General features: G+C 71.2%; 24 protein-coding genes. 7 read left to right on the forward strand and 17 right to left on the reverse strand.

Annotation, left to right across the window (positions count from 1 at the left end):
- Positions 1 to 49 precede the first annotated feature (49 nt).
- The 16 genes from hypA to ACFY5C_RS09710 all read right to left on the reverse strand — a co-directional run bounded on the left by hypA (position 50) and on the right by ACFY5C_RS09710 (position 14,678).
- On the reverse strand, positions 50 to 406 hold the full coding sequence (gene hypA / locus ACFY5C_RS09635) for a hydrogenase maturation nickel metallochaperone HypA (RefSeq protein ID WP_389442565.1): 357 nt from the start codon (positions 404 to 406) through the stop codon (positions 50 to 52).
- 7 nt (positions 407 to 413) lie between these two features.
- Entirely contained in the window at positions 414 to 614 is a 201-nt protein-coding gene (locus ACFY5C_RS09640; protein ID WP_389442567.1) for a hypothetical protein, read from the reverse strand.
- A gap of 22 nt (positions 615 to 636) precedes the next feature.
- Complete coding sequence (locus ACFY5C_RS09645) at positions 637 to 843, reverse strand: hypothetical protein (protein WP_328429662.1); 207 nt, start codon at positions 841 to 843, stop codon at positions 637 to 639.
- Positions 844 to 885: 42 nt separating this feature from the next.
- Positions 886 to 1,482: a DUF5947 family protein gene (locus ACFY5C_RS09650; protein WP_389442568.1), complete on the reverse strand. Its 597-nt coding sequence runs from the start codon at positions 1,480 to 1,482 to the stop codon at positions 886 to 888.
- Positions 1,479 to 2,051 (reverse strand): NifU family protein, encoded by a 573-nt coding sequence (locus ACFY5C_RS09655; protein ID WP_389442571.1) that lies wholly within the window; start codon positions 2,049 to 2,051, stop codon positions 1,479 to 1,481. Before ACFY5C_RS09655 ends, ACFY5C_RS09650 begins: the two co-directional genes overlap by 4 nt.
- Entirely contained in the window at positions 2,044 to 3,837 is a 1,794-nt protein-coding gene (locus ACFY5C_RS09660; RefSeq protein ID WP_389442573.1) for a nickel-dependent hydrogenase large subunit, read from the reverse strand. Before ACFY5C_RS09660 ends, ACFY5C_RS09655 begins: the two co-directional genes overlap by 8 nt.
- An 88-nt stretch (positions 3,838 to 3,925) precedes the next feature.
- Positions 3,926 to 5,014 carry a hydrogenase expression protein HypE gene (locus ACFY5C_RS09665; RefSeq protein WP_389442576.1) on the reverse strand — a complete coding sequence of 363 codons (1,089 nt, stop codon included), beginning with the start codon at positions 5,012 to 5,014 and terminating at the stop codon, positions 3,926 to 3,928.
- Position 5,015: 1 nt separating this feature from the next.
- Complete coding sequence (locus ACFY5C_RS09670; RefSeq protein ID WP_389442578.1) at positions 5,016 to 6,572, reverse strand: hypothetical protein; 1,557 nt, start codon at positions 6,570 to 6,572, stop codon at positions 5,016 to 5,018.
- A 110-nt stretch (positions 6,573 to 6,682) separates the two neighbouring features.
- Positions 6,683 to 7,294, reverse strand: coding sequence for a TetR/AcrR family transcriptional regulator (locus ACFY5C_RS09675; RefSeq protein WP_389442580.1), 612 nt, complete (start codon positions 7,292 to 7,294; stop codon positions 6,683 to 6,685).
- A 47-nt stretch (positions 7,295 to 7,341) separates the two neighbouring features.
- The gene (locus tag ACFY5C_RS09680) at positions 7,342 to 8,244 is read right to left on the reverse strand and encodes a 3-hydroxybutyryl-CoA dehydrogenase (protein ID WP_389442582.1); all 903 of its coding nucleotides are present in this window, start codon (positions 8,242 to 8,244) and stop codon (positions 7,342 to 7,344) included.
- Between the two features lie 34 nt (positions 8,245 to 8,278).
- Complete coding sequence (locus tag ACFY5C_RS09685; protein ID WP_389442584.1) at positions 8,279 to 9,451, reverse strand: acyl-CoA dehydrogenase family protein; 1,173 nt, start codon at positions 9,449 to 9,451, stop codon at positions 8,279 to 8,281.
- Positions 9,452 to 9,491: 40 nt separating this feature from the next.
- Positions 9,492 to 10,664: an acyl-CoA dehydrogenase family protein gene (locus ACFY5C_RS09690; RefSeq protein ID WP_389442586.1), complete on the reverse strand. Its 1,173-nt coding sequence runs from the start codon at positions 10,662 to 10,664 to the stop codon at positions 9,492 to 9,494.
- A 49-nt stretch (positions 10,665 to 10,713) separates the two neighbouring features.
- Positions 10,714 to 12,768 carry an acetate--CoA ligase family protein gene (locus ACFY5C_RS09695; RefSeq protein ID WP_389442589.1) on the reverse strand — a complete coding sequence of 685 codons (2,055 nt, stop codon included), beginning with the start codon at positions 12,766 to 12,768 and terminating at the stop codon, positions 10,714 to 10,716.
- Between the two features lies 1 nt (position 12,769).
- Positions 12,770 to 12,961 (reverse strand): ferredoxin, encoded by a 192-nt coding sequence (locus ACFY5C_RS09700; protein WP_389442591.1) that lies wholly within the window; start codon positions 12,959 to 12,961, stop codon positions 12,770 to 12,772.
- A gap of 53 nt (positions 12,962 to 13,014) precedes the next feature.
- A complete protein-coding gene (locus ACFY5C_RS09705) occupies positions 13,015 to 14,253 on the reverse strand; it encodes an NADH-ubiquinone oxidoreductase-F iron-sulfur binding region domain-containing protein (RefSeq protein WP_389442593.1) in 1,239 nt (412 codons plus the stop codon).
- Positions 14,250 to 14,678, reverse strand: coding sequence for a hypothetical protein (locus ACFY5C_RS09710; protein ID WP_389442594.1), 429 nt, complete (start codon positions 14,676 to 14,678; stop codon positions 14,250 to 14,252). Before ACFY5C_RS09710 ends, ACFY5C_RS09705 begins: the two co-directional genes overlap by 4 nt.
- A gap of 441 nt (positions 14,679 to 15,119) precedes the next feature.
- Between ACFY5C_RS09710 and ACFY5C_RS09715 the strand changes: the two genes are divergently transcribed.
- The 7 genes from ACFY5C_RS09715 (at position 15,120) to ACFY5C_RS09745 (ending at position 23,334) form a co-directional block, all read left to right on the forward strand.
- Positions 15,120 to 16,313 (forward strand): aromatic ring-hydroxylating dioxygenase subunit alpha, encoded by a 1,194-nt coding sequence (locus ACFY5C_RS09715; protein ID WP_389442596.1) that lies wholly within the window; start codon positions 15,120 to 15,122, stop codon positions 16,311 to 16,313.
- Between the two features lie 193 nt (positions 16,314 to 16,506).
- Positions 16,507 to 17,631 (forward strand): spermidine/putrescine ABC transporter substrate-binding protein, encoded by a 1,125-nt coding sequence (locus tag ACFY5C_RS09720; protein ID WP_389442598.1) that lies wholly within the window; start codon positions 16,507 to 16,509, stop codon positions 17,629 to 17,631.
- Positions 17,632 to 17,634: 3 nt separating this feature from the next.
- Positions 17,635 to 18,534, forward strand: a complete 900-nt coding sequence (locus ACFY5C_RS09725) for an ABC transporter permease (RefSeq protein WP_389442600.1) — start codon at positions 17,635 to 17,637, stop codon at positions 18,532 to 18,534.
- Entirely contained in the window at positions 18,531 to 19,415 is an 885-nt protein-coding gene (locus tag ACFY5C_RS09730; RefSeq protein WP_389442603.1) for an ABC transporter permease, read from the forward strand. The genes ACFY5C_RS09725 and ACFY5C_RS09730 overlap by 4 nt, the downstream gene beginning before the upstream one ends.
- Before the next feature lie 4 nt (positions 19,416 to 19,419).
- Complete coding sequence (locus ACFY5C_RS09735; protein WP_389442606.1) at positions 19,420 to 20,490, forward strand: ABC transporter ATP-binding protein; 1,071 nt, start codon at positions 19,420 to 19,422, stop codon at positions 20,488 to 20,490.
- Between the two features lie 83 nt (positions 20,491 to 20,573).
- Positions 20,574 to 21,908 (forward strand): flavin monoamine oxidase family protein, encoded by a 1,335-nt coding sequence (locus ACFY5C_RS09740; protein ID WP_389442609.1) that lies wholly within the window; start codon positions 20,574 to 20,576, stop codon positions 21,906 to 21,908.
- On the forward strand, positions 21,901 to 23,334 hold the full coding sequence (locus ACFY5C_RS09745; RefSeq protein WP_389442612.1) for an aminobutyraldehyde dehydrogenase: 1,434 nt from the start codon (positions 21,901 to 21,903) through the stop codon (positions 23,332 to 23,334). Before ACFY5C_RS09740 ends, ACFY5C_RS09745 begins: the two co-directional genes overlap by 8 nt.
- Positions 23,335 to 23,367: 33 nt before the next feature.
- On the opposite strand, the gene ACFY5C_RS09750 is transcribed toward ACFY5C_RS09745, so the two are convergent.
- Positions 23,368 to 24,990: a sigma-70 family RNA polymerase sigma factor gene (locus tag ACFY5C_RS09750; RefSeq protein ID WP_389442615.1), complete on the reverse strand. Its 1,623-nt coding sequence runs from the start codon at positions 24,988 to 24,990 to the stop codon at positions 23,368 to 23,370.
- Positions 24,991 to 25,291 lie beyond the last annotated feature (301 nt).

The raw sequence follows: 25,291 nt of genomic DNA on the forward strand, positions 1-25,291 counted from the left end.
CCGGACGTGCGTGGGCCCCGCCGAGCGTGTTCGGCGGGGCCCACGCACGCTATGCCGAGGCCGGTAACGGCTCGATGCCGGCGATCTCCAGTTCCCGGCCGCTGCGCAGGTCCGAGGAGGGCTCGTCGCAGCGCGGGCACCAGAAGAACGGCGGCATGCCCACCGGGAACTCCTCGGCGCACCGGCTGCACCAGGCCTGCGCGGGGATCTGCTCGACCACGAGGCGCGCCTCGGCCAGAGGGGTTCCGTCGCGGGCCACCTCGAAGGCGAAATCCAGGGCGTCGGGGACGACACCCGCCAGTTCGCCGACCCGCACGGTCACCGCCGAGACGGACTCGGTTCCGTCCGCCCGGGCCAGCTCACCGGCCCGCTCGATGATCGCGGTCGCGATCGACAGTTCGTGCACAACCGGCTCACGGGTACCGGCGACCGGCGCGGAACCCGCCGGCCATCCGCCAGATCCGCGCCTCCCGCCTGAGGCTGGGCCATTCCCAGGCCAGCAGGGCGAGGACCAAGCCGCCTGCCAAGGCGGCCTCGGCCATCAGCACCCGCTGCCCGCTCATCCCGGCTCGTCTGCCCGTGGCAGCCGACCACTGTGCTCGTTGGACCTTCATTGCGGCGACTCCCTGCTGTCTCTCATCCCGGTGAGATGTTCGGCATGGTCTCCACGAGCGCGTCATGCCGTTTCCAATGGATCCCGGTGGAACGGCGCGCGTCGGCGGTGCCGTCCTCGTGGTGGCCCTTCTGGTCCTTGTACCGCCCCCGGTTGCCCTGGTGCATGCCGGCCACGTGCCCGGGGGTGTCGGGCTTCGCCTGGGCCCGGCCCACTCTGATGCTGCCCATGGGGTGATCTCCTTCCTCGACTCCGACCTGCGGAGTACGTGCTCAGGACCGTTCGGTGAGGTCCTCGAAGAACCGCTCGACGGCCGGCCAGACCTGGCCGCCGCCGGACAGCCCGCGCCATTCCCGGCGTACGACCGCGACCATCCGGTAGCAGTCGTCGATCGGCACGATCCAGTGGTGGTCGAGGCCGTGGACGGTGTTCACCAGCAGTGCCTCAACCTCGGGTTCCACGGTGGCGAGCTGCGGACACGTCTCGGCGAGTCCGAGCCAGGCCGCCGCGTCCACCTCCCACCGCATGGCGCCCGCCGGGCTCGGGCCCTGGGCGGTGACGGTGCCGTCCGCCCGGGGTACGAAGAAGACCAGGCCGACGGGTACGCCCAGCGCCGCCGTGTCGACCTTGGGCAGCCGGATCCGGCGCCGGGGCACCAGCCGGTAGTGGCCGTCACCCGCCCCGGCCCCGGCGAACAGCACCGAGCAGGGGCCGCAGACACACCGCACCTCGTCCTGTCCGGTGTCGTACAGGTGCGCGTGCTCGTCCGGCACCGGCGCGGCGCACAGATCGCACGCCTCCGCCCCGGCCGCCGCCGTGCGGTCGGCCGAGGAGCGGATGAGGCGGGCCAGGGCTCCGTCGGTGGTCACCGTGCGCCCCGGTGCGTCAGCGTGGCGAGCGGGACGAACGCGGGCGGGGGTGCGGGAGCAGCCGCGGTGAGCGGTTCCACCGCCGTCAGCTCGGGTGCCACGGCGAGCACCGCCTCGCGGACCGCGTCGGTGACGTCCGTGGCACCAGCACCGGCACCGCAACCGGAGCCGGAGCCGCATCCGCCGCCCGACGTCATGCGCACGCGCGCCACCTGTCCCTCCACACCGGCCCACTCCACGTCGCCGCCGCGTTCCTGTACGGCGGGCCGCAGCCGCTCGACCGCGCGGGCCGCCCGGCGCTCGGCGGGCTCGGGGTGGACATCGTGCAGGACCAGCAGGTGGCCCAGCAGCTCGTCGTCGGCCAGGCGCTCGGCCAGCTGACCGTCCGCGTGGTCCATGACGCGGGCCAGCGCCTCGCCGTAGACCTCGGTCAGCAGTCCCACGGCCTCGGTCGCGGAGCGTGTGGTGGGGCCGGGTGCGGACTCCAGGCCCGCCAGCAGCTCGTCGAGCCGGGCGAGCCGGGCCTCCACGTCCGGGTCCGCCAGCCGGGCGGCACCGGCCTCAGCCATGGTTCGCCCCGTACGTGGGCGAGTGCAGGGTGGTGAGCGTCTTGCCCTTGCCGACGTACATGTGCACACCGCACGGCAGACAGGGGTCGAAGCTGCGGACCGTGCGCATGATGTCGACGCCCTTGAAGTCGTCCGGCCCGTTCTCCTCGAAGATGGGCTGGCCCTGGACGGCGTCCTCGTACGGGCCGGGGGTGCCGTAGATGTCGCGGGGGCTGGCGTTCCACGGGGTGGGCGGGTACGGGTGGTAGTTGGCGATCTTCTTGTCCTTGATCACCAGGTGGTGGGAGAGGACACCGCGGACCGCCTCGTGGAAGCCGCAGCCGATGGCCTCGTCGGGCACCTCGTAGTTCTCGAAGACCTTGGTCTCGCCGGCCCGCACCAGCCCCATGGCCTCTTCCAGGAACTGCAGGGCCATGGCGGCCGCGTAGGCGACGAAGTAGGGCCGGGCGCGGTCGCGTTCGATGGTGTTGCTCCACTGCGGGATGCGCCACTCGAGGGTCGTCTCCGGCAGGCTCTCGCCCTTGGGCAGCGAGATGCGCACGCTGTGGCCGGTGGCCTTGATGTAGGGGGTGTCCACCAGGCCGCTCAGCGCGGTCGACCACAGCCGGGCCAGCGGGCCGCCGCCGGTGTCGAGGGCTAGGTGCTGGTCGGTGCGCTTGTCGTACCAGCGCGGGCTCATCACCCAGCTGTACTTGTCGTCGAAGTTGCGCTTCTGCGGCACCGGGACGGTGGTCTGGTTCCACGGGTGGCGCATGTCGACGGGGTTGCCGAGCGGGTCGTGGGTGACGAAGGGGGATTCGTTCACCCAGTCCTCGTAGTAGGAGCTGCCGAGCATGATGCGCAGGCCGAGGTTGATGTCGACGAGGTTGTTGGTGACCAGTTCGCCGTCGACGATGATGCCGGGGGTGACGTACATCGCCTTGCCCCAGGTGTTCATCGTCTCGTAGCGGTAGTCGACGACCTTGGGGTCCTGGAAGGCGCCCCAGCAGCCCAGCAGGACGCGGCGGCGGCCGACCTCCTCGTAGCCGGGCAGTGCCTCGTAGAAGAAGTCGAAGACGTCGTCGTTCATGGCGACGGCCTTCTTCACGAAGTCGATGACCCGCATCAGGCGGGCGAGGTAGTCGGTGAAGGCGGTCGGCTGCGGCATCGTGCCGACGCCGCCCGGGTACAGCGTGGACGGGTGGACGTGCCGCCCCTCCATCAGGCAGAACATCTCGCGGGTGACCCGGCTGACCTTCAGGGCCTCCTTGTAGACCTCGCCCTCGAAGGGGTTGAAGGCCTTCATGATGTCGGCGATCGTGCGGTAGCCGTGGATCTCCCCGCGGGGCGCCTCGGTGCGTTCCGCGCGGGCCAGCAGTCCGGGGTTGGTGGCCTTGACCATCGCCTCGCAGAAGTCCACGAAGACGAGGTTGTCCTGGAAGATCGTGTGGTCGAACATGTACTCGGCCGCTTCGCCGAGGTTGACGATGTGCTCGGCCAGCGGGGGCGGCTTGACGCCGTAGGCCATCTGCTGCGCGTAGTCGGAGCAGGTGGTGTGGTTGTCGCCGCAGATGCCGCAGATCCGGGACGTGATGAAGCCCGCGTCGCGCGGGTCCTTGCCCTTCATGAACACGGAGTAGCCGCGGAAGAGCGATGAGGTGCTGTGGCATTCCACGACTTCCCGGTTGGCGAAGTCGATCTTCGTGTAGATGCCCAGGTTCCCGATGATCCGCGTGATCGGATCCCAGGACATGTCCACGAGTTGTGGCGGCTTGCGCTCCGTGGGCCGGGCCTCGGTGGTGGTCATCTGCGGTGCTGCCCCTCGCTGTCGGTGATGTGCGGGTGGGTCGTGAGGTGGAGGTCGTGCGGCTTGCGGACCTGCGCGCGGAGCGCCATCAGGGGCGCCAGTGCGGGTCGTATCCGCTGGTCAGCTTGCGCTTGTTGTGGCGCCACCTGGGCTCGTGGTTGACCAGCTCGTTCGTCATGCCGCGGAGCCTGCGGATGACGGCCCCGTACGGCTTGATGGCCAGGGACGACAGCGTGCCGCCCGGGGGCTCGTCCATGAACGGCATGAACGCGTCGGGGAAGCCGGGCATCGTGCAGCCGATGCAGATGCCGCCGACGTTCGGGCAGCCGCCGATGCCGGCCATCCAGCCGCGCTTGGGCACGTTGCAGTTGACGACCGGACCCCAACAGCCCGTCTTGACCAGGCACTTGGGCGAGTTGTAGTCCTTGGCGAAGCTGGCCTGCTCGTAATACGAGCCGCGGTCGCAGCCCTCGTGGACCGTCCTGCCGAACAGCCACTGCGGGCGCAGCATGTGGTCCAGCGGGGGCGGTGGCGCGGAGCCGGCGGCGTGGTAGAGGACCCAGACCAGGGTCTCCATGAAGTTCTCGGGCTGGATCGGGCAGCCGGGCACGTTGACGATGGGCAGGCCGCCCTGGGAGGTGTAGTCCCAGCCGAGGTAATCGGCGAGGCCCATGCAGCCGGTCGGGTTGCCGGACATGGCGTGGATGCCGCCGAAGGTGGCGCAGGTGCCGGCGGCCACCACCGCCCAGGCCTTGGGGGCCAGTTGGTCGATCCACCAGTTCAGGGTCTGCGGCTCACCGGTCTCCGGGTCGTTGCCGAAGGACGTCCAGTAGCCGTCGCCCTCGATGATGTTCTGGTTGGGGATCGAGCCCTCGATAACGAGGATGAACGGTGACAAATCGCCCCGCGCCGCGGCCCGGTAGGGAGCAAGGAAGTCCTCGCCGCCCAGACTGGGCGAGAGCACCTTGTTGACCAGGTTCACCTTCGGCAGGCCCGGGATCAGACCGAGGACCAGATCCTCGATGGAGGGCTGGTCGGCGGCGGTGAGGGAGACGGTGTCGCCGTCGCAGCTCATGCCCTCGGAGATCCAGAGGATGGTGATCTCGTCGAAGCCCTCTCGGTCCTCGCCTCGACTGGGTTCTTTGCTGACCTCGGCGGTACTGCTGTGCGTTGCCATGTCATCGGCCTCCGCTGCGGGGGGTTTTGGATGGAGCGGGCTCCAGTGGCTCGAGTTCGTCCGGCCGGAAGTAGAGGAAGCGGCCGTACCAGGTGTGCAGTTCGGCCGCGGGATCGTCGTCGACGGTGACGGCGAGGTGCACGCTGCCGTCCACGTCGTGGAAGACGGCGGCGACCTCGGCGGTCCGCCCGGCCAGGAACATGTCCTGGGCGTCGGCGCCGCGACCGCGTGGGCGGAGCCTTACGCGGCTGCCCGCGCCGAGGGCTGCGCCGTCCACGAGCACGGTGTCGGTGGACGGGGAGAGACCGTCGTCGGCGCCCTCCTGCCACCAGGCCGGGCGTTCGGAGGGCGGCGTCGCCAGGGTTGCCGGGGTGGCCTGGGTGGCCTGGGTGGCCTGGGTGGCCTGGGTGGCCTGGGTGGCCTGGGTGGTCGGCGTGGCCGACGGCGTCAGGGAGCGGACGGCGCCGTGCAACCGCTCGAAGACTTCCTGAGGCATGGTGTCGACCCGGTCGAGGATCGCGGCCGCCCGCGGGTCGGTGGCGCGCGCCTCCTGCTTCTCCTCGTCGGTCAGCAGCATCGTGCGCAGGGTGAGGATCTCGTCGATCTCCGCCGCGTCGTGCAGGTCGCCGGGGCTCTCCGGGGCGACCTGAGGGTGGTCGGGCAGGATGATCGGGGCGGACAGCAGGACGCGGCCGACCGCGTCCGGCTCACCGCCGAGCACGGGGAACGTGAACTCGTTGCGGCACGCGCTCGCATGGGCACTCAGGTCCGCGGGCGGATCGGTCGGCGAGACGAACTCGACGCCGTCACCGCCGATGAGGGTGTGCGTGGCGATGAGCGCTCGGCGCAGCGCCTCGTCGCGCGGGGTTCGCGGATCCGGCGCGGGTCCCGTGTTCGTGGTGCGCACCCGGAGCCGGCACAGATACGGCGCGAGGCGCTCGGCGGCGACGGTGAGACTCGCCCGTACCTCTTCGCGACGCCGCACCACCCGGCCCGGGTGTCCCGGCAGTGGTTCGACGTCCTCGCCGGCCGGCGCTGCCACCGCGACAGTGTGTTCACGCTGCAGGAGCTCGTCCAGTGGGATCACGGCATCGAACTCGCGCGGCACGGCCTCGTCGAAGGTCAGGTGCGTCGTGCCGTCGTCGGTGCGCAGCGACTCGACGGGGCGGTGTCCGCCGTCCCGGTCCGCTTCCTCGACCTGCTTGCGCTGCATCTGCAGACAGCGAAGTCGCACCCGTACGACCGCGCCGGGCTGCCGGAGCCTCAGCAGGCACTCGGTCTGCTGGTACCAGGAGTCCGCGGAGCCGGAGATGCCCGCGACGACGGGACCGTCCGACTCCACCCAGTCCCGGGGGAACAGCACCCCGAACTGCCATCGGACACGGTTCTTGGCCGAGGAGCGCCGGTAGGGATAGAGGAGGTAGCCCTCGTAGAGGACCGCGTCGGCGACCGCGCTCACCTGCTCGAAGACGCCTCCGGACCGGCCCGGCGGCAGGTCCGCGTCCTCTCCGGGGTCAGCGCACGCAGTGCCGCCCTCGGCCCATCCCTCCGCCGCCATCGCGCCTCCTCGTCGCAGTGTGCACGCGCATCCCTTCCACCACGCTCACACCACTCACGCACCCTCGCCTCCTCCGGCGCAGCGAGGCTGAGCCATTCGGGTTGGGGACGTCAGTCCGTCGGCACGGTCGCCGGCAGGCCCAGCGCGGTGGAGACATGGCGCCAGATGGAGGCGAGCGCCGTGTCGAGGGTGACGGCGGGGTCGCGCAGCATGACGCGGATGCCGTAGCCGTCGCTGAGGGACAGGACGAGGGTGCTGAGGTCGTCCACGTCGGTCGGCGTGAACTCGCCGGAGGCGATACCGCGTCGCACCGCGTCCCCCACCCAGGCGTGCAGCTGGGCGTACAGGTCGACGGCGAAGACCCGGGTGGTCTCGTCGCGCAGCGCCCGGACCCACAGTTCCTGCCAGAGCCGCCAGTCCTGGGTCAACTGGGGGTCGGTGGGCAGCAGGTTGCGCAGGATGCGGGCCAGGATGACCGCCGCCGGGACCGTCTCCGCGTCACGTTCGACGTCGACGGCCGTGTTGGCGAAGGAGTGGGTCATCGCCTCGGTGAACAGCTTCTCGCGCGTGTCGAAGTGGTAGTGCAGCAGCGCCGTCGACACACCGGCCCGCTCGGCGACCATGCGCATCCGGATCTTCTCGAACCCGATGTCGGCGATGACCTCGCACGCCGCGGTCAGGATGCGCTCGCGGGTGTCTGCCGTGCGCACCTTCGTGGACACCCTCGGGCTCCCCTCGTTCCGTGGACGTAGGCCATGACCATCTTCCCTCACGGCCGCTCCGCCGGTACCGCTGCCTCGGGACGGCCCTGTGCGTCGTAGACGTGGAAGCCCCGTCCGGACTTCCGCCCCAGCAGCCCGGCCTCCACCATCCGGGACAGCAGTGGGGGTGGAGAGTACTGGGGCTCGCGGAACTCGGCGTACAGCGACTCGGCGATGGCGCGTGTGGTGTCCAGGCCGATCAGGTCGGTCAGGGCGAGTGGGCCGAGGGGATGCGCGCAGCCGAGGACCATGCCGCGGTCGACGTCCTCGACGGTCGCGCTGCCCGACTCCACCATGCGGACGGCGGCCAGGAGATAGGGCACGAGCAGGGCGTTGACGACGAACCCGGCCTTGTCCCGGGTCCGGACCACCTCCTTGTCGAGGGTGCCGGTCACGAAGTCATCGGCCCGTGCCGCCGTGCTGGGCGAGGTGAGCAGCGACGGCACGAGTTCGACGAGCCGCAGGACCGGTACGGGGTTGAAGAAGTGCACGCCGACGACCCGGTCGGGCCGGGTCGTCGCGGTGGCGAGCCTGATGACCGGGATGGAGGAGGTGTTGGTCGCCAGGATCGTGTCCTCGCCGGTGATCACGTGGTCGAGGCGGGTGAAGACGTCGATCTTGAGGGCCTCGTCCTCGGCGACGGCTTCGACCACCAGGTCGTGGTCGTGCAGTGCCTCGATCTCATGGACGACGGTGACCAGGGACTCGGCGGTCTCCCGTCCTTCGTCGCTCAGCCTGCCGTGTGCGGTGGCCCGGTCGAGCGAGCGGGTGATGCGGAGGCGGCCGGCCCGGGCCGCCTCCGCATCACGCTCGACGACCGTGACCGGTACGCCGGCCCGTGCGCAGACCTCGGCGATGCCGGCGCCCATCAGCCCGCAGCCGACGACTCCCACGCGCTTGATGTCGGTCATCCGAATCCCTCTTTCTGGTCTGCGGCGGTACGGGTCAGGCGCTGGGCAGGTCCAGAACCCCCGAGCCGCGCTTGATGAGTTCGTTGGCGATGATCAGCCGCTGGATCTCGGAGGTGCCCTCCCAGATCCGGTCCACGCGCAGCTCGCGGTAGAGCCGTTCGACGGCGTACGAGCGGTCGTAGCCGCGCCCGCCGTGGATCTGCAGGCACCGGTCGATCACCCGGCCCGAGGCCTCGCTCGCCGAGAGCTTGGCGATGGCCGCCTTGGCGTGCAGGGTCTTGCGGTCCTCGGCCGAGGCCTGGTCGATCTCCCAGGCGACCTGGTGCGTGTAGGCGCGGTTGACGGCGATGTCCACGGCGCAGTCGGCGAGCATGCCCTGGATCAGCTGGTACGAGGAGATCGGCGCCCCGAACTGCTCCCGCTGCACGGCCCAGTCACGGGAGAGTTCCAGTGCCCGTTCGGCGGCGCCGATGGTGCGGGCGGCGATCATCAGGCGTTCCTCGGTGAACCACGAGCGCGTGATGTCGTATCCCTCGCCGATGCCGCCGAGCACGGCGTCCTCGCCGACCTGGACGTCGGTGAAGGTGAACTCGGGGTGCTCGTACACGAAGGTGTGCATCCAGCGCGGAACCCGCGTCATCTCGATACCGGGGGTGTCCTTGTCGACCAGGAAGAGGGTCGGTGCGCGCTCCGGGCCGGCCGCCGCGAGCACGATCATGAAGTCGGCGTGGTCGCCGACGGTCACGAACCACTTCTCGCCGTTGAGCACCCAGCCCTGGTCGTTCTTCGTCGCCGTGGTGGCCAGGTTCTGCGGGTCGGAGCCGGCGCCGGGCTCGGTGACGGCGTAGCAGTCGCGCCGCTCACCGTTGATCACCGGGATGAGGAAGCGCTCGCGCTGCTCGGGGGTGCAGAACCGCAGCGCGTTCGCGGGCCGCCACACCATGTCCCACAGGGCGCCGGTGAGCCGCCCCAACTCCTCCTGCACGGTGACCTGTTCGGCGATGGTGAGTCCGGCGCCGCCCCATTCGGCCGGCATGTTGACGGCCTGGAGTCCGGCGTCCAGCACGGCGTCACGGACCTTGGTGTGGGCGTCGGCCGGCAGGCCGTTGTCCTCCTCGCACCGGATCTCGTAGCCGGCGATGAAGTCGGTGAGGGCGCGTGCGTCGGCCTTGAGCTGAACCTGGCGCGGGGTGAGACGGAAGTCCATGGAAGTCCTCGCTGTGCGGTGATGTGACGGGTGGGCGGTGTCAGGGCGTGGGCAGGGCAAGGGCGCGCGTGCCGCGCTTGATCAGCTCGTTGGCGATGATCAGCCGCTGGATCTCGGAGGTGCCCTCCCAGATCCGGTCGACGCGCAGCTCGCGGTACATGCGCTCGACGGGGTAGGTGCGGTCGTAGCCACGGCCGCCGAAGATCTGCAGACAGCGGTCGGCGACCCGGCCGGCGGCCTCGCTGGCGGCGAGCTTGGCGGTGGAGGCCTTCGCGTGCAGCGTCTTGCGGTCGGTGCCCGGCTGGTCGGCCTCCCACGCGACCTGGTGGGTGTAGGCACGGTTGACGGCGATGTCCACGGCGCAGTCGGCGAGCATGCCCTGGATGAGCTGGTACGAGGAGATCGGCGCCCCGAACTGCTCGCGCTCCACGGCCCAGTCCCGGGCGAGTTGCAGGGCGCGCTCGGCCGCGCCGACCGTGCGGGCCGCGATCATCAGGCGTTCGTCGGTGAACCATTCCTTGGTGAGCTCGTAGCCGTTGCCGACGCCGCCGAGCACGTCCTCGTCGGCCACGAAGACGTCGGTGAAGGTGAATTCGGGGTGCCCGTTGACGGCGGAGTGCATGAAGTGCGGGACCCGGGTCATCTCGACGCCGGGCGCGGCCCGGTCCACGAAGAACAGCGTCGGCTGCCGCTCGGGTCCGGCGTCCGCCTGCACCAGCAGGAAGTCGGCGATGTCGCCGCAGGTGACGAACCACTTCTCGCCGTTGAGCACCCAGCCGCCGTCGGTGCGGTCGGCCGTGGAGGTGCCCGAGGACGGGTCGGATCCCGCTCCCGGCTCGGTCACCGCGAACGCGTCGAACTTCTCCGCGCGGATCACGGGCAGCAGGTACTTCTCGCGCTGCCGCTCGTCGCCGTAGGCCAGCACGTTCGCGGGCCGCCAGGGAATGTCCCAGAGGCAGTTGGTGACCTTGCCGAACTCCTCCTCGACGATGACCTGGTCGAGGAGGCTGAGTCCGGCGCCGCCCCATTCGGCGGGCATGTTGATGGCGTAGACGCCGGCGTCCATGGCGGCCCGGGTCAGTTCGGTCACCAGCTGCTGCGGCAGGGGTCCGCCGGCCTGCTCGGACTGGTCCTCGTAACGCATCAGCAGGCGGGCGTACTCGGCGGCGCGGCGCTTGAGGTCGGCCTGCTCGGGGGTGTAGCGCATGTCCATGGGGGCCTCTTCGGTCAGGTCGGGGGTACGGCGTGCGGGGAGGGACGGGTCAGGCGAGTACGGCGCGGGAGTCGAGGGCGAGTGCTCCGTCGGGGCGTACGAGAAGGGGGTTGACCTCGATCTCGGCGATCTCCGGGTGGGCGGCGGCGAACGCGGTGATCGCTTCGACGGCCTTCGCGGCGGCGTCGACGTCGACGGGCGGTTTGCCCCGCACCCCGTCGAGCAGGGCGGCGGTGCGCAGTCCGCGCAGCAGACTCACGGCTCGTTCGGCGGGCACGGGGGCGAGGGTGAAGGCGACGTCGTGCAGGGCCTCCGCCAGCACTCCGCCGAGCCCCACCATGGCGACCGGGCCGAAGCGCGGGTCGCGGTTGACGCCGACGATCAGCTCGATGCCGTCGGTCAGGTCGGCCATGGCCTCCACGGAGTAGGAGGAGGCGCCGAGCCGGGCGTGCATCTCACGGAAGGCGGCGAGCAGTTCGCCGGGTCCGGCCAGTCCGAGTGCCACTCCGCCCGCGTCGGACTTGTGCAGCAGATGAAGGGCCTTGAGGACGTACGGGCCGGTGAATTCCTCGGCTGCGGCGAGCAGTTCGGTCTCGTCGTGGATCTCGCGGGCGGCGGGGAAGGCGAGGCCGGCCTCTTCGAGGGCTCGGCGCGTCTCCATGTAGCCGCTCTCGCGCAGCGGGGTTGCCGGCCGGGGAAGGGGCGTGACGCCGGTGCGCTGTGGCGCGGGTGCCGTCGCGGCGAGGGCGCGGGCGGCGTCCTCGGTGGCGGCGAAGACGGGTATGCCGGCCGCGGCGAGGGTACGGCAGCTCGGGGACTCGGGGTACATGGACTGCACGACGAGCGGCTTGGCGGTGGCGCGGTGCCGGGCGGCGATGAGGTGAGCGGCCTCCTCCTCCCCGTCCGCAAGGGCCTTGCCGCCTCCGCCGAGGCCGCCTTCGGCCGCCGCGTAGCCGCCGAAGTAGCCGGTCATCAGCACGGCGTCGACCTCCTCGGCCGCCAGCAGCGCGGCGACCGTCTCCGCGTAGGAGCCGGGGTCCTGCTCACCCATCCCGGCGAGGTCCACGGGGTTGGCGACGGCCGACTGCTCCCAGAGGGCCTCCCTCAGCTCCTGCCGTGTCGGCTCGTGGAGTTCGGGCACCGTCAGGCCGGCCGCCTCGACGGCGTCGGCGGCGACGACGCCGTGTCCGCCGCCGTCCGTGAGCACGGCGACCCTGCGTCCCGACGCCCGCCGTGCACCGCTCAACGCGGCCACGGCGACGGTGAGTTCGCGGGGGGTGGCGACGAGTTCCACACCGGCGTCGCGGCAGGCCGCGGTCACGACGTCGGCCGAAGTGGTCAGCGCGCCGGTGTGGGACTGCGCGCTGCGCGCGGAGGCGTCGCCGCGTCCGGCGGTGAGCAGCACCACGGGCTTGCCCGCGTCGGCGGCAGCCTCGGCGAAGGCACGTCCGTCGCCGAAGTCCTCCGCGTAGACCGCGATGGCCCGGGTGCCCTCGTGCCGGGCGCAGTCGGCGAGGAGGTCTACGAGGGTGACGTCGGCCTGGTTGCCGAGCGAGACGAACCGCGAGAAGCCGAGGCCGTGCGGGCGGAAGCGGAGCTGGAGTTCGAGGGCGAGGTTGCCGCTCTGGCTCAGAAGCGCGACGCCGCCGGGTGTGAACGTGTCGGAGGCCAGGAAGAGGTCGGTGGTGTTGTCGGCGATCCCCAGGCAGTTGGGCCCGACCATCACGGCACCGGCGGCGCGTACGCGTTCGGCGACGGCCTGCTGCCGTATCCGCCCCGCGTCGCCGGTCTCGGCGAAGCCGGCGGTGATCGCGACGATCGCCCGGGCCCCGCACCGCAGGGCCTCGTCGACGGCGTCCTCGAAACCGGCGGCGGGCACGGAGACCACCGCCAGGTCGACGGGCTCGCCGATCGCGCTCAGGCTGGGGGCGACGGTCCGGCCGAGCACCGTGCCGCCGCGGCGGTTCACCATGTGCACGGGGCGGCGGCCGCCCGCGCGTATCGCCTGGGCGGCTATGGCGTGGCCGTACTTGGCCGGGTCGTCGCTGGCCCCCACGACGGCGACGGATACGGGGTCGAAGAGGGCCGACAGGTCACGTCCCATGTCACTTCACCAGCCGCAGCGCGGTGTTGGGGCAGGCGGCGACAGCGGCCTCGGCGGCTGCCTCGTCGCCCAGCGGCACTTCGGTCGCGCGCATCCGCGCGTAGCCCCACTCGTCGAGGTCGATCAGCTCGGGTGCGGGTTCCTGGCAGAGGCCGTAGCCCTGGCAGCGGGTGGAGTCCAGCAGGAGTTTCATGGTGCGGTCCTTTCGGTGCGGCGGGTCGGAGGCGTACGGGGCCTGGATGCGGCTCAGGGCACCGGCACCGTGAACCGGCGCCCGTCCTCGGGTGCCGAGCCCGCGCAGGTGGGGCAGTCGGAGCGGCGGTGGGCGTCGATCCGGTCGGGGAAGTGGACGAGGAGGCTGCCTGCGATGCGGGCGGCGGCGTCCAGCAGCCCGCAGGCCCCGCGGCCGGGCAGCTGCTGCGACCAGCGGCGCAGCTTGTCGACGGAGTCGTGACCCGCCTCGCCACGGGCCACGGCCGTGAGGGTGGTGGCCAGCGCCCCGGTGCCGGACACGCACACCCCGCACTGCCGGGCGCTCTGAGCGGCCAGATAGGCGGCGGCCTCGGCGGCCACGCCGACGGGACAGTCCTCGGGGCGCAGGAAGTGCAGCGCGCCGCAGCCGAGGGCGCCGCCGGCCTCCTTCAGGCGGTCGTGGTCGAGGGCGAGGTCCGTCCAGCCCTCTCCGTACAGCCCGCCGAACATGCCGCCCAGCAGGACCGCGGTGGCCGTGCCGTGTCCGCACAGGTCGGCGAGGACCTTCAGATGCGTACCGGCGGGGACCTCGGCCAGCGCGGCACCGGCGGCACCGACGCCTGAGACGGTCACCAGGTGAGTCCCGGCGACGGAGTCCGCCTCGTCCGGGCGCGAGTTCAGCACCGCGACGCGGGCCAGGGTCTCCACGTTGGCGACCAGCGTGGGCGCGCCGCCGACACCGCTCTCGAACGGGCGGGGCGGCTTCGCCGTGGGCAGCGCCGGGCCGCCGTTGACGGCTCGGACGACCGCGCTCTCCTCCCCCGCGACATAGGTGTGCCGCGTCCGTACGACGTCGATGCGCACCTGGGGCGCGGACTCGGCGAGCGCCCGTCGCACGGCCTGCTCGGCGAGGTCGTCGGAGAGGTACACGAAGCCCCGCTCGGCGCCGGTCATGGCCGCGGCCAGCCGCAGACCGTCGAGGACCGCATGCGGGCGGTGCCGGAGCAGCCAGCGGTCCTTGACGGAGCCGGGCTCGCCCTCCTCCCCGTTGGCGACGACCACGCGCGGGCCGGGTGGTGCGTCACGGACGGCACGGAGCTTGACGGCGGCGGGGAACCCGGCTCCGCCGCGGCCACGCAGTCCGGTCGCGCTGATGCGGTCGAGCAGCCGGTCGGGGGCGACGAGCGGGGCGTAACCGCCCACGGCGAGGTAGCCGTCGATGTCCTCGGCGCCGCCGGGCGGAGCGAGCAGGCCGCGGCGCCCTTCGGGGAGGAGGGAGTACACGCCGGTCATACGGTGCTCCTGGGCTGGTGGTGTCCGGTGCGGGCGGGGGTGCGCCGGGCTCGCAGGAGTCCCAGCGCCCGTTCCAGATCGCGACGTTGCGTCGCGGTTCGGGCGTAACCGGCCCCGGGCAGGCCGATCAGCATGCGGTGGTGATCGAGGACGACCTCGCCCGCAACCAGCGCCGCCCGTGGATCGGCGGTGCCGGAGCCGGTGGCGGCCTCGACGACCAGTTCGGTGACTTCGCCGAGGTAGCGCAGCCAGCCGCGATGGGTGCCACGCAGGACCAGTCGCTCGACCCGGTGCCGTTCGGCGGTGACCAGGGCCGGCAGCGGGCTGCCGTGCGCCGGGGCGCGCAGGGCGGCCACGGCGGCGGGCAGTTCCTGTTCGGGCTCCGGCGTGAGGCCGAGCCAGACGAGACTGCGGCGAGCGCTCATGCGTGCCTCCGGGTTCGCACCGTGGCCGGGTGGTCCGGAGACGGTGGTTGCGCGGCGATGACGTGAGTGGGGATGACGTGGGTGCGGATGACGTGAGTACGGATGCTCCGGTGCCGTGACGCGAAGGGGCGGGAGCTGTGGGGGTGTCGGATCGGACACCCGCTGTGGCACGGACGGTGTCCGCGGGCTTGCGGAACACGCCTGGGCATCGGTCTGCGGGACCAGGGGCATCCGCCTGCCACGAGACTAACTAACTAATTAGTCAGCTCACAAGTCTTGACTTGCCCCCGCGATGGTCCCACTCTGACTAACCAATCAGTCAGCCGGATCGCGGCTGGTCCGGCGCCCCGCCTCAAGCAGACCTGGCGCCCCACCGGACGTCGTACCGGCCATCGCCCTCACCGCCCATCGCCGCCGCAGCGGCGCGGAGGAGGACCCCGAATGCATCCCTCGACCACCCGGGCAGGCACTGTCTCCGCTCCCCCGCCGGAGTCGCCCGAGCCGGCCCAGTCGCCCCTCGATCACCCCGGGGAAGCGCTGCCCGCCCGCTACTACACGGATTCGGCCGTCGCCGAGGCCGAGACCGACCGTATCTTCGCCAAGTCATGGCAGCTCGTCTGTCACGAGTCCGACCTCCCCGGCCCCGGCGCCCGGCTGACCGCCACCGCCGCCGGCCGTGAGGTGCTGGTCGTGCGCACCGAGGACGGCGGCCTCGCCGCCCACCTCAACGTCTGCCGGCACCGCGGCACCCGCCTGGTCACCGCCCCCGAGCCGTCGGGCAAGGCCATCCGCTGCCCGTACCACGGCTGGACCTACAAGCTGGACGGACGGCTGGTCGGGGCCCCCGAGGCCCGCCGGATCCCCTGCCTGGACAAGCCCCGGCTCGGACTGCACCCCGTCAACGTCGAGTCCTTCCTCGGCTTCGTCTTCGTCAACCTGGACATGGAGGCGACCCCGCTCGCCGAGAGCTGCGCCGGGCTGGCCGAGGCCGTCGGCCGCTACGCCGGAACCGGCCTGGTCCCGGTCGGCAAGCACCGTATCCACGACGTCACGGACGGCGAGGAACAGAACGCCAACTGGAAGGTGATCGTCGACAACTACCTGGAGGGCTACCACGTCCCCGTGGCCCACCCCTCCCTCATGCGACTGCTCGACTACCAGGCGTACACGGTGGACGTGCAGGAGAACTACGTACTCTTCGAGTCCCCGCTGCGCGACAAGCCGTCCTCGAACTGGACCGAGCGGCTCTACCAGCGGCTGGCGACCCCGATGCCGGGGCTGACCGAGGCCGACCGGCGGGTGTGGCGGTACGCCGTGATCTATCCCAACACGCTCATCGACTTCTACCCTGACCACGTGCTCGCGTGGACCGCCCTGCCCACCGCCCAGGACCGGGCGGCGATTCCCGGCGGCTTCTACACCCGGCACGGGGAGAGCTTCCGTACCCGGCTGGCCCGGAGGATCAACATCCACATCGGCTGGGTCACCAACGACGAGGACGCCGAGCTGGTGGAGCGCGTGCAGGCAGGTATGCGCACCCCCGGCTTCGAGCCGGGTCCGCTGTCACAGCGCGAGGCCGCTGTCGGCTGGTTCGCCCGCCGGGTCCGGGACGACCTGGACGGGAGCGCCGGGTGACGACCTTCGGCGCTGCGCGTCCGCCGCAGCCGCACGAGGCCGCCGTGCGCCTCCGTGCATCCTTACCGCGCGCCGTCTGACGCGCGCACGCACCCTCCCCAGACCGGTCTTCACTGCGGAATCAGGGCCTGAAGTGAGCCGACCAGCCGGTCCCGCCCTGGAGTTGTGCCGTTCCTCGACGGAGAGGACGTTCATGTCCCCCGAGGCAATACCGCCGTCCCGACGCGCCGTGCTGCGGGCGAGCGCCTTCGGCCTGCTGGGCGCCGCGGCCGGCGGCTGCGGGTTCATGCCCGCGAAAACGCCCGACGCCGAACAGCTGGCGCCTGTGAAGGCGCGTGTCGACGGCGATCTCGTCTACTTCAACTGGGCCGACTTCGTCGACCCGAGTGTGTTCAAGGGCTTTGAGAAGGAGTACGGCGTCAAGGTCATCCAGTCGAACTTCGACTCGATGGAAGGCATGGTCGCCAAGCTCAATGCCGGCAACCGCTACGACATCATCTTCCCCACGGCCAAATGGGCCCAGCGTCTGGTCCGCGGCGGCCGGCTGCGCCGTATCGACCACTCCGGGCTCGCCCACTCCGAGGCCATATTCGGAACCTACGACTACTTCGCGGACCCGTGGTACGACCCCGGTTCCGCGCACACCGTCCCCTTCACCGCGTACAAGACCGGCATCGGCTGGCGGCGCGACAAGATCGGTGAGCTCACCGATTCCTGGCGGGACCTGTGGAGCGACCGGGCCAGGGGAAAGGTCTTCCTGCTGGACGACCGCGACGAGGTCCTCGGCATGGGCGCCCTCGCCCTCGGTCTCGAGGTCAGCACCGGCGACACCAGCGACCTCGACCGCATCACCTCCCTGCTGGGCACCCTGCGGCCACGGCTGCGCGGCTTCTCCAGCGACAGCTACAACAACCTCCTCAACGGCAACGCGCTGATCCAGCAGGCGTGGAGCGGCGACATGGCCGCCATGCTCAACCAGGCCGACGACCCCTCCGTGTTCGGGTTCCAGGCCCCCAAGGAGGGCACGCCGATCAACTCCGACTGCTACGCCATCCCCTGGAACGCCCCGCACCCCGGCACGGCGATGCTGTTCATCGACTACATGCTGCGGCCGGAGAACGTGAAGAAGAACATCGAGTACATCGGCTACCCGATGCCGGTCGCGGGCAGCGAGAAAACCTACGCCGACCTGGTCGAGCCCTTCCCCGAGTGCCTGGTCACCCAGGACGACCTGAAGGCCGACGTGTTCTTCCGCAACGTCGGCAGCGCGGCGGAGGACGCCCGCGACGCCGCCTGGACCCATGTGAAGGCGGGCTGATCCATGGCACTGCCCCGCCCCTCCTCACGCAGCCGGCGCCGCGGCCCGAACGCGAACGGCACCCGTATCTGGACCTGGCTCATGCTGCCCGGCACCGTGTGGATGACCGGCTTCCTGATCGCCTCACTGATCCTCGTCGGCGTCCTCGCGGTCGGCACCACCGACGAACTGGGCAACCCGCGCTTCGGCTTCAGCCTCGCCGGTGTACGGGCGCTCGCGGACCCCGCCTACACCGAGGTCCTGGCCCGCTCCCTCGGCTACGCCCTGCTGACCTGCCTGATCTCGCTGCTGATCGCCTATCCGGTGGCGTACACGATCGCCCTGTACGGCGGGCGTTACAAGCACGCGCTGATCGCCGCGATCGTGGTGCCGTTCTTCGCCAACTACCTGGTGCGGATGTACGGCTGGTCGGTGGTCCTCTCCGACGACGGGCCCGTGCTGCGCACCCTGCGCGCCGTCGGGATCGCCGACGGCGGAACGAAGATCCTCAACAGCGGCCTCGGCGTGGTCGCGGGACTCGTGTACGGCTTCGTCGTCTTCATGATCATCCCGCTGTACGCGGCCCTGGAACGGCTGGACGTCTCCCTCATCGAGGCCGGCCGCGACCTGTACGGCGGCCCGGTACGCACCTTCTTCTTCGTCACCCTGCCCGCCACCCGGCAGGGCGCGGCGGCCGGGCTCGTCCTGGTCTTCCTGCCCGCCATGGGCGACTTCGTCAGCGCACAGCTCATGGGAGGACCGGACCAGATCATGATCGGCAACCTCATCCAGGACAAGTTCTTCCAGGGCCAGAACTGGCCGCTGGGCTCCGCGCTCACCATGCTGCTGATGCTGGTCCTGCTGATCGGGATGCTCGGCTATCTGCGGCGTACCCGCAAGGACGAGGCGGAGGCCCGAGGATGACCCTGCTCAAGCTGCCGACCGCCACCGCCCCCTCGGCCCGTCCGAACGCCCGGATCCGCACCCGGCGCGGCCGCGCCAACCGCAGGCCCCGCGGTCTCATCGCCGTCACCGGGCTGTTCTTCGCGCTGCTCTACCTGCCCATCGCCGTGGTGGCGCTGTTCTCCTTCAACTCGCAGAAGTCGCTGACCGTGTTCGACGGGTTCAGCCTGCGCTGGTACCGCGCCTTCGTCCACGACGACGTCCTCATCGCCTCCCTGGGCACCAGTCTGCGTATCTCCCTGGTGGCGATGGCGGGTTCGGTGCTGCTCGGGGTGGCGCTGGCCCTCGGTCTGGTCAGGTCTCGCACCCGGCTCGGCTCAATGGCCGGCCTGATCATGCTGGTGCCGCTGATCACCCCGGAGATCGTCACGGGCGTGGCGTCGATGCTGCTGTTCAAGGGAGTGGGCGTGCCGCTGTCCACGGGCACCGTGATGCTCGCCGAGATCACGTTCTCCATCTCCTACGTCACGGTCATCCTCCGCTCCCGGGTCGCCGCACTGAACCCGGAGGTGGAGGAGGCCGCGATGGACCTCGGCGCCACCCGCTGGCAGGCGGTCCGGCTGGTGACGCTGCCGGCCCTGCTGCCCGCCGTGCTCGCCGCGGCCGTACTGATCTTCGCGCTGGTCTTCGACGACTTCGTGCTCGCCTACTTCACCACCGGCGTCGACCCGCAGCCGCTGTCGGTGCGGATCTACTCGGCGATCCGCTTCGGGGTGCAGCCCACCATCAACGCGGTCGGCACGCTGATGCTCGCGGGATCCATCGCCCTGATCGCCCTGGCCCTGTTCATCCCGCGCCTCTTCGGCCGCCGCGGTGGCCTCGACATCCTCTCCGGAGAGTGACCCCATGGACGCGACCCCCGCAGTCCGGCTCGACGGCGTCTCCAAGCAGTTCGCCGACTCCTACGCCGTGCACCACCTGGACCTCGACATCGAGGCCGGCCACTTCTTCTCCCTGCTGGGCCCCTCCGGCTGCGGCAAGACCACCTCGCTGCGCATGATCGGCGGGTTCAGCGACCCCACCGAGGGATCGGTGCTGCTCGCGGGTGAGGACGTGACCGCGCTGCCGCCGAACAAGCGCAACGTCAACACGGTCTTCCAGAGTTACGCCCTGTTCGATCACCTGAGCATCGCCGACAACGTCGGCTTCGGACTCAAGCGACGAGGCGTCGCCAGAACTGAGATCCGGCAGCGCGTCGGGGAGATGCTGGAGCTGGTCCAGCTCGCCGGGTTCGCGGATCGCAGGCCCCGTACCCTCTCGGGCGGGCAGCGCCAGCGCGTCGCCCTGGCCCGCGCGCTGGTCAACCGTCCGGCCGTACTCCTCCTCGACGAGCCGCTGGCCGCGCTCGACCTGAAGCTGCGCAGGCAGATGCAGGTGGAGCTGAAGCAGATCCAGCGCGAGGTCGGCATCACCTTCGTCTTCGTCACCCACGACCAGGACGAGGCGCTGACCATGTCCGACCGGATCGCCGTGATGAACGCGGGCCGCATCGAGCAGTGCGGCACCCCCGAGGACATCTACGAGCACCCCGCCACCGGCTTCGTCGCCTCCTTCATGGGCACCTCCAACCTGATGACCGGCACCTACCGGGGCGGCGAGGTGACGCTGGACAAGGGTCCCGCCCTGCCGGTCGGCCCCCGTGCCGACATCGCGGACGGGACTGCCGTGAGCGTGTCCGTGCGCCCCGAGAAGATCTGGCTGTCGGACTTCGAACCGGGCATGTCGATGCTGAGCGGGGTCATCCGCGACACCGTCTACAGCGGCCCGACCACCACGTATCTGATCGAACTCGCCCCGGGCGTCACGCTTTCGGTGCTGGAGCAGAACACGGCCCGTGCCCGCATGGAGGACCGCTGGAGCGGCGGCGAGACGGTGGAGTTCGGCTGGCGGCCCGAGCACTGTCTGGTCCTTGCCTGACTTCCTGTCTCTTCACGAGCTCTGTCGTACGAGCTCTGTCGGCAGAGCTTTGTGTAACGAGCTCTGTCGAACGAGCTCTTGTCATGAAAGCGAAGCTGATGCATCACGACGTGATCGTGCTCGGCGCCGGTCTGGCGGGCCTGTGTGCCGCCCGGGACCTGGCCGCCGCCGGCACCGACGTGCTCGTCCTGGAGGCCCGGGACCGCGTCGGCGGCCGGGTCGAGCAGACCCGCACACCCGACGGCCGCTTCGTCCAGCTGGGCGGCGAAGTGGTCGGCCATGCCCACACCGCGTACCTGCACCTGGCCAAGGAACTCGGCCTGGAGCTGGTTCCCAGCTATGTCGCCGAGCCCGGCCGCATGACCCGTGCCACGCCGGAGGGCAGTTCGGCCGGCGATCCCCCGCACTGGTTCGGCCCCGGTGACGCGGCCCTGCACGAGCGGCTCGGCGCGGAGTTCGGCGCCCTCGCCGCCACGGTCGACCCCGACGACCCGTGGTCGCATCCCGACGCGAGCGCCCTGGACCGGCTGTCCGTGGCCGACTGGCTGCGCTCCCGGCAGGCCACGCCCGCGGTGGTACGCCTGTGGGAGATCGGCCAACTCGCCCTGGCCGGCGGCTCCTACGAGCGGATCTCCCTGCTGGCCGCGCTGCGCAAGAGCGCGGCGGTGCCCGGTTCGGGAAAGGGCGACTACGACTACGAGGACTGGGAGGGACTGCGACTCGCGGACGGCTCGGCGACGCTCGCCGAAGTGATGGGCCGCGCACTGGGCCCGCGCATCCGGCTGGGCTGCCCTGTCGCCGGCCTGGACATCCGCCCCGACCGTTGCTCGGTACGCCTGGTAACCGGTGAGGTCCTCACAGCGACGGCTGTGGTGAGCGCACTGCCGGTCGGACCGCTACGGGATGTCTCCATCAGCGGGGTCGGCGAGGCCCGGCTCGCCTCCCTGCACCGGCAACGCCACGCTACGGCCGCGAAGTTCGCCGCCGTCTACGACCGCCCCTTCTGGCGGGACGCCGACCTGAACGGCCTGTCCGAGGCCGAGGGGGTGCTGGGCAGCACCTGGCCGCAGAACGAGGGCGTCCTGTCGGCCCTGATCCCGCCCGAGCGCTACGGCGTCCTGCTCGGGACGCCACCGCAACTGCGCACGCCCGAGCTGCTCGCCGAGATGGCCGGCATGTTCGGCGACGAGGCACTCCGGCCGAGCGCCTGCCATCTGCGGCTGTGGGGCACCGACCCGTGGACCCAGGGCTACGTCACCCAGTGGCCGCCGGGCGAGGTGATGGCCGTCGGCCCACTGCACGGCACCCATGAACCGCCGTTCTACGTCTGCGGCTCCGACCAGTGGGTCGCCGGATACATGGAGGGCGCCGTCCGCACCGGGCGCGCCGCCGCCGAGGAGGCGCTGCGCCGTGGCTGACACCGACGACCTCGCAAGCGTGCTCAACCACATCGGCGGAAAGGAGGTGCCGGCCGCCTCCGGCGCCACGCTCAGGCTGATCGACCCGGCCACCGGGCTCCTGCACGGCACGGCGCCGCTCTCCGGCGCCGAGGACGTGGACACGGCCTGCCGGGCGGCCGAGGGGGCCTTTGCCGGCTGGTCGCTGACGACTCCGGCCGAGCGGCAGACCGCACTGCTGCGGATCGCCGACGCCCTGGAGACGGAAGCCGGTCCGGTGGCGGCCGCCGAGGTGGCCGACACGGGCAAGCCGCGGGCTTCGTTCCTGGGCGACGAACTCCCCGCGATCGTGGACGTGTTGCGGTACTTCGCCGGAGCTGCCCGCAACCTGCCGGGCGCTGCCGCCGCGGAGTACACGCCGGGCCGCACCTCCGTGCTGCGGCGCGAGCCCGTCGGCGTCTGCGCCCAGATCACGCCGTGGAACTACCCGCTGATGATGGCCGTATGGAAGATCGCCCCCGCGCTGGCCGCGGGCAACACGGTCGTCCTGAAGCCGTCCGACACGACGCCGTCGTCGGCCACGCTCCTCGCCCGGCTGGCCGCCGAGCACCTGCCGGCCGGCGTGCTCAACGTCGTGTGCGGCGACCGCGACACCGGACGCTCCCTCGTCGGCCATCCGCACGTCCGGCTGGTCGCCGTCACCGGAAGCGTCCGCGCGGGGCAGCAGATCGCCGCCGCGGCAGCCGCCGACCTCAAGCGGCTGCACCTGGAACTCGGCGGCAACGCACCGGTGTTGATCCACGCGGACGCCGATCTCGACGACGCGGTCGAGCAGTTGTCGTCGCTGGCCTACTACAACGCGGGCCAGGACTGCACGGCAGCGACCAGGATCCTGGTCGACCGGCGGATCCACGACACTTTCCTGGACCTCTTCGCCGACCGGGCCGCCCGCTTGCTGCCCGGCGCCCCGGACGACGAGAGCGCCGACTTCGGGCCGCTCGCGAACGCCGCTCAACTGGCGGGAGTCAGCGGCCTGTTGGAGCGGCTGCCCGACCACGCCGAGGTGGTCACGGGAGGCACGGCGCTGCCCCGCCCCGGCTACTTCCACCGGGCCACGGTGGTCGCCGGGGTGCGGCAGGAGGACGAGATCGTCCGCAGCGAGGTGTTCGGTCCGGTCGTCACCGTCCAGCCCTTCACCGACGAGTCCGAGGCCTTCCGCCTGGCCAACGGGGTCACCCAGGGACTGGCCGCCAGCGTCTGGACCCGCGACCACGACCGGGCGATGCGTGCGAGCCGTGCGCTGCGGACCGGCATCGTCTGGGTCAACACCCACGGCACGACGGTGTCGGAGATGCCGCACGGCGGCGTAGGCCACTCCGGGTACGGCAGCGACCTCTCCATGACCGGCCTGCTCGACTACACGCAGGTCAAGCACGTCATGCTGTGACCGCCGGTTGCGGACTCACCGCCGGTTGCCGACTCACTGCTTGGCGCCGAAGACCTGGGTCCACCACGGGCCGCCGGAAGCCTTGTGGATGCCCACGCCGATGTCCTTGAACGAGCAGTTGAGGATGTTGGCACGGTGGCCCGGGCTGTTCATCCAGGACTCCATCACCGCCTCGGGCGTCTGCTGGCCCTGGGCGATGTTCTCCCCGTACGTGGACCAGGTGTAGCCCGCGGCGGTGACACGCTGCCCGGGGTCGGCGCCGTCCGGGTTGGTGTGGTCGAAGAAGTCGCGGGCGTCCATGTCCTCGGAGTGGCGCAGCGCGGCCTGGTTCAGCTGGGAGTCCTGCGACAGCGGACCGCAGCCGGCGGCCGACCGCTCCTTGTTGACCAGCGCGACCACCTGCGCGACGGCACCCGACGGGGCCGCCTGTGTCTGCGGGGTGCTGGTCGCGGTGCGGGTCGGCCGGATGGACGGCCGGGGTTCCGGCACGCTCTTCTTCGTCGGGCTGGGCGACTTGGAGGGGCTCGCCTTCTTGGAGGGCGAGGCTGACGGTGACGGAGACTTCGAGGCCGAGGGGGAGGTCTCGATGGGGCTCGGTTCCGAGAGCTCCGCGGCGGGAGCGCCGGCATTTTGCGCGGCGGCCGCTTCGTCCTTCCCGTTCCCGGGGTCGGTGTCGAGGTACCACAGGGCGCCGCCCGCCACGCAGGCCGCCACGACGGCGCCTCCGACGGCTCGGCGACGGATGCGGCGGCGTCGACGTGCCTCAGTACGTGCGGCAGACCGGGCGCCGGCTCCCGGGCCCGACCTGTTGTGGCCCCCCGGGGCGCTCAGCTGGGACCCCGAGCCGGCCAAGGCCATACCGCCGGCTGCGGAGAGCACGCTCTCCAGCAGCGCGGGTGCCGCGGCGACCAGCGCCAGACCGGCCAACAGTCCCTCGGCAGGCATCAACCCGCTCCACAAACCGGAGCAATACGAGCAACCTCGGGCATGCCGGGCTATTCGCTTGCGCCACAGCGCCGAGGGCCGGCCGTCCCAGGAGGCCAGCAGACCTTGCAGCTCCTGGCAGCGCGGCCGCGCGTCGAGGGCCCGCACCACCACGCGGGCCGCCTCCAGCTGGGCCTTCATCCGCTGCACCCGGACCGCCGTGTGCTGCGGCGACAGCTCCAGGGCCTCGGCCACCTCGGCCCGGGTCAGCTCGCCGGCGCACTCCAGCCACCACAGCGACAGCAGCCCGCGGTCGTCCGGCTCCAGCCAGCGGGTCGCCCGTGCGGTCTCCATGCGCTGACCGGACAGCTGGAGCTGCACCAGGGTCAGGTCCACGAAGTCGGCGCCCGGATCCGCGAGCTCCTCGGCCTCCTCGACCCCGCCCGGCGCCGACTGCCGGTCATGCCAGTGCGCCCGCACCTGATTCATCGCGATGGCGACGAGCCAGGAGCGGAAGTTCTCGGGAGCACGCAGCCCGCCCAGCGCGTCGAGGGCACGCAGCATCGTCTCCTGCACGACGTCGTCGACGTCGACCGAGCCGTTCAGGGCCCGCCCCACGACGTTGTAGACCAACGGGAGATAGGCGCTGACCAGGGCGTCCTGAGCCGCCGGATCGCCGCTTCGGGCAGCGATCACCAGCGCCACCGACTCCGAGTTGCGCTCTGTACTCATCAAAACTTCCCTGTCCTCGACGCCGAACGATGCTGTCCGATGCTTGGGAGATCGATCGGTGAGCCCGGGATAACAGTTCTTCGGACGCATGTTCCACGTGAGACTCACGGGACCGTTCGGGCGGCGCAATGGGGAAAGTCACATCGGCCTGAAAACCTTCACGACTCCCTGCCGAAAGCGCCCTGTTTGGGTGTGTTTTGACAGTTGAGCACTGGCGTGTACCGGTGAGGTATCAAATACCGTGACCTGTCCCGCCGATTCGGCGCCGCAACTCACTGCGGCGCCGAATCGGACGCCCGCC

Origin of the sequence: Streptomyces sp. NPDC012935, from assembly GCF_042900345.1 — a bacterium.
Classification (GTDB): Bacteria; Actinomycetota; Actinomycetes; order Streptomycetales; family Streptomycetaceae; genus Streptomyces.

Coding starts and splice junctions, on each gene's coding strand:
- ACFY5C_RS09665 (WP_389442576.1), bottom strand. CDS start 5,014: ATGGCAACGCACAGCAGTACCGCCGAGGTCAGCAAAGAACCCAGTCGA.
- ACFY5C_RS09700 (WP_389442591.1), bottom strand. CDS start 12,961: ATGAAACTCCTGCTGGACTCCACCCGCTGCCAGGGCTACGGCCTCTGC.
- ACFY5C_RS09735 (WP_389442606.1), top strand. CDS start 19,420: ATGGACGCGACCCCCGCAGTCCGGCTCGACGGCGTCTCCAAGCAGTTC.
- ACFY5C_RS09715 (WP_389442596.1), top strand. CDS start 15,120: ATGCATCCCTCGACCACCCGGGCAGGCACTGTCTCCGCTCCCCCGCCG.
- ACFY5C_RS09740 (WP_389442609.1), top strand. CDS start 20,574: ATGAAAGCGAAGCTGATGCATCACGACGTGATCGTGCTCGGCGCCGGT.
- ACFY5C_RS09710 (WP_389442594.1), bottom strand. CDS start 14,678: ATGAGCGCTCGCCGCAGTCTCGTCTGGCTCGGCCTCACGCCGGAGCCC.
- ACFY5C_RS09690 (WP_389442586.1), bottom strand. CDS start 10,664: ATGGACATGCGCTACACCCCCGAGCAGGCCGACCTCAAGCGCCGCGCC.
- ACFY5C_RS09725 (WP_389442600.1), top strand. CDS start 17,635: ATGGCACTGCCCCGCCCCTCCTCACGCAGCCGGCGCCGCGGCCCGAAC.
- ACFY5C_RS09685 (WP_389442584.1), bottom strand. CDS start 9,451: ATGGACTTCCGTCTCACCCCGCGCCAGGTTCAGCTCAAGGCCGACGCA.
- ACFY5C_RS09640 (WP_389442567.1), bottom strand. CDS start 614: ATGAAGGTCCAACGAGCACAGTGGTCGGCTGCCACGGGCAGACGAGCC.
- ACFY5C_RS09720 (WP_389442598.1), top strand. CDS start 16,507: ATGTCCCCCGAGGCAATACCGCCGTCCCGACGCGCCGTGCTGCGGGCG.
- ACFY5C_RS09680 (WP_389442582.1), bottom strand. CDS start 8,244: ATGACCGACATCAAGCGCGTGGGAGTCGTCGGCTGCGGGCTGATGGGC.
- ACFY5C_RS09730 (WP_389442603.1), top strand. CDS start 18,531: ATGACCCTGCTCAAGCTGCCGACCGCCACCGCCCCCTCGGCCCGTCCG.
- ACFY5C_RS09750 (WP_389442615.1), bottom strand. CDS start 24,990: ATGAGTACAGAGCGCAACTCGGAGTCGGTGGCGCTGGTGATCGCTGCC.
- ACFY5C_RS09645 (WP_328429662.1), bottom strand. CDS start 843: ATGGGCAGCATCAGAGTGGGCCGGGCCCAGGCGAAGCCCGACACCCCC.
- ACFY5C_RS09670 (WP_389442578.1), bottom strand. CDS start 6,572: ATGGCGGCGGAGGGATGGGCCGAGGGCGGCACTGCGTGCGCTGACCCC.
- ACFY5C_RS09705 (WP_389442593.1), bottom strand. CDS start 14,253: ATGACCGGCGTGTACTCCCTCCTCCCCGAAGGGCGCCGCGGCCTGCTC.
- ACFY5C_RS09695 (WP_389442589.1), bottom strand. CDS start 12,768: ATGGGACGTGACCTGTCGGCCCTCTTCGACCCCGTATCCGTCGCCGTC.
- ACFY5C_RS09655 (WP_389442571.1), bottom strand. CDS start 2,051: ATGGCTGAGGCCGGTGCCGCCCGGCTGGCGGACCCGGACGTGGAGGCC.
- ACFY5C_RS09660 (WP_389442573.1), bottom strand. CDS start 3,837: ATGACCACCACCGAGGCCCGGCCCACGGAGCGCAAGCCGCCACAACTC.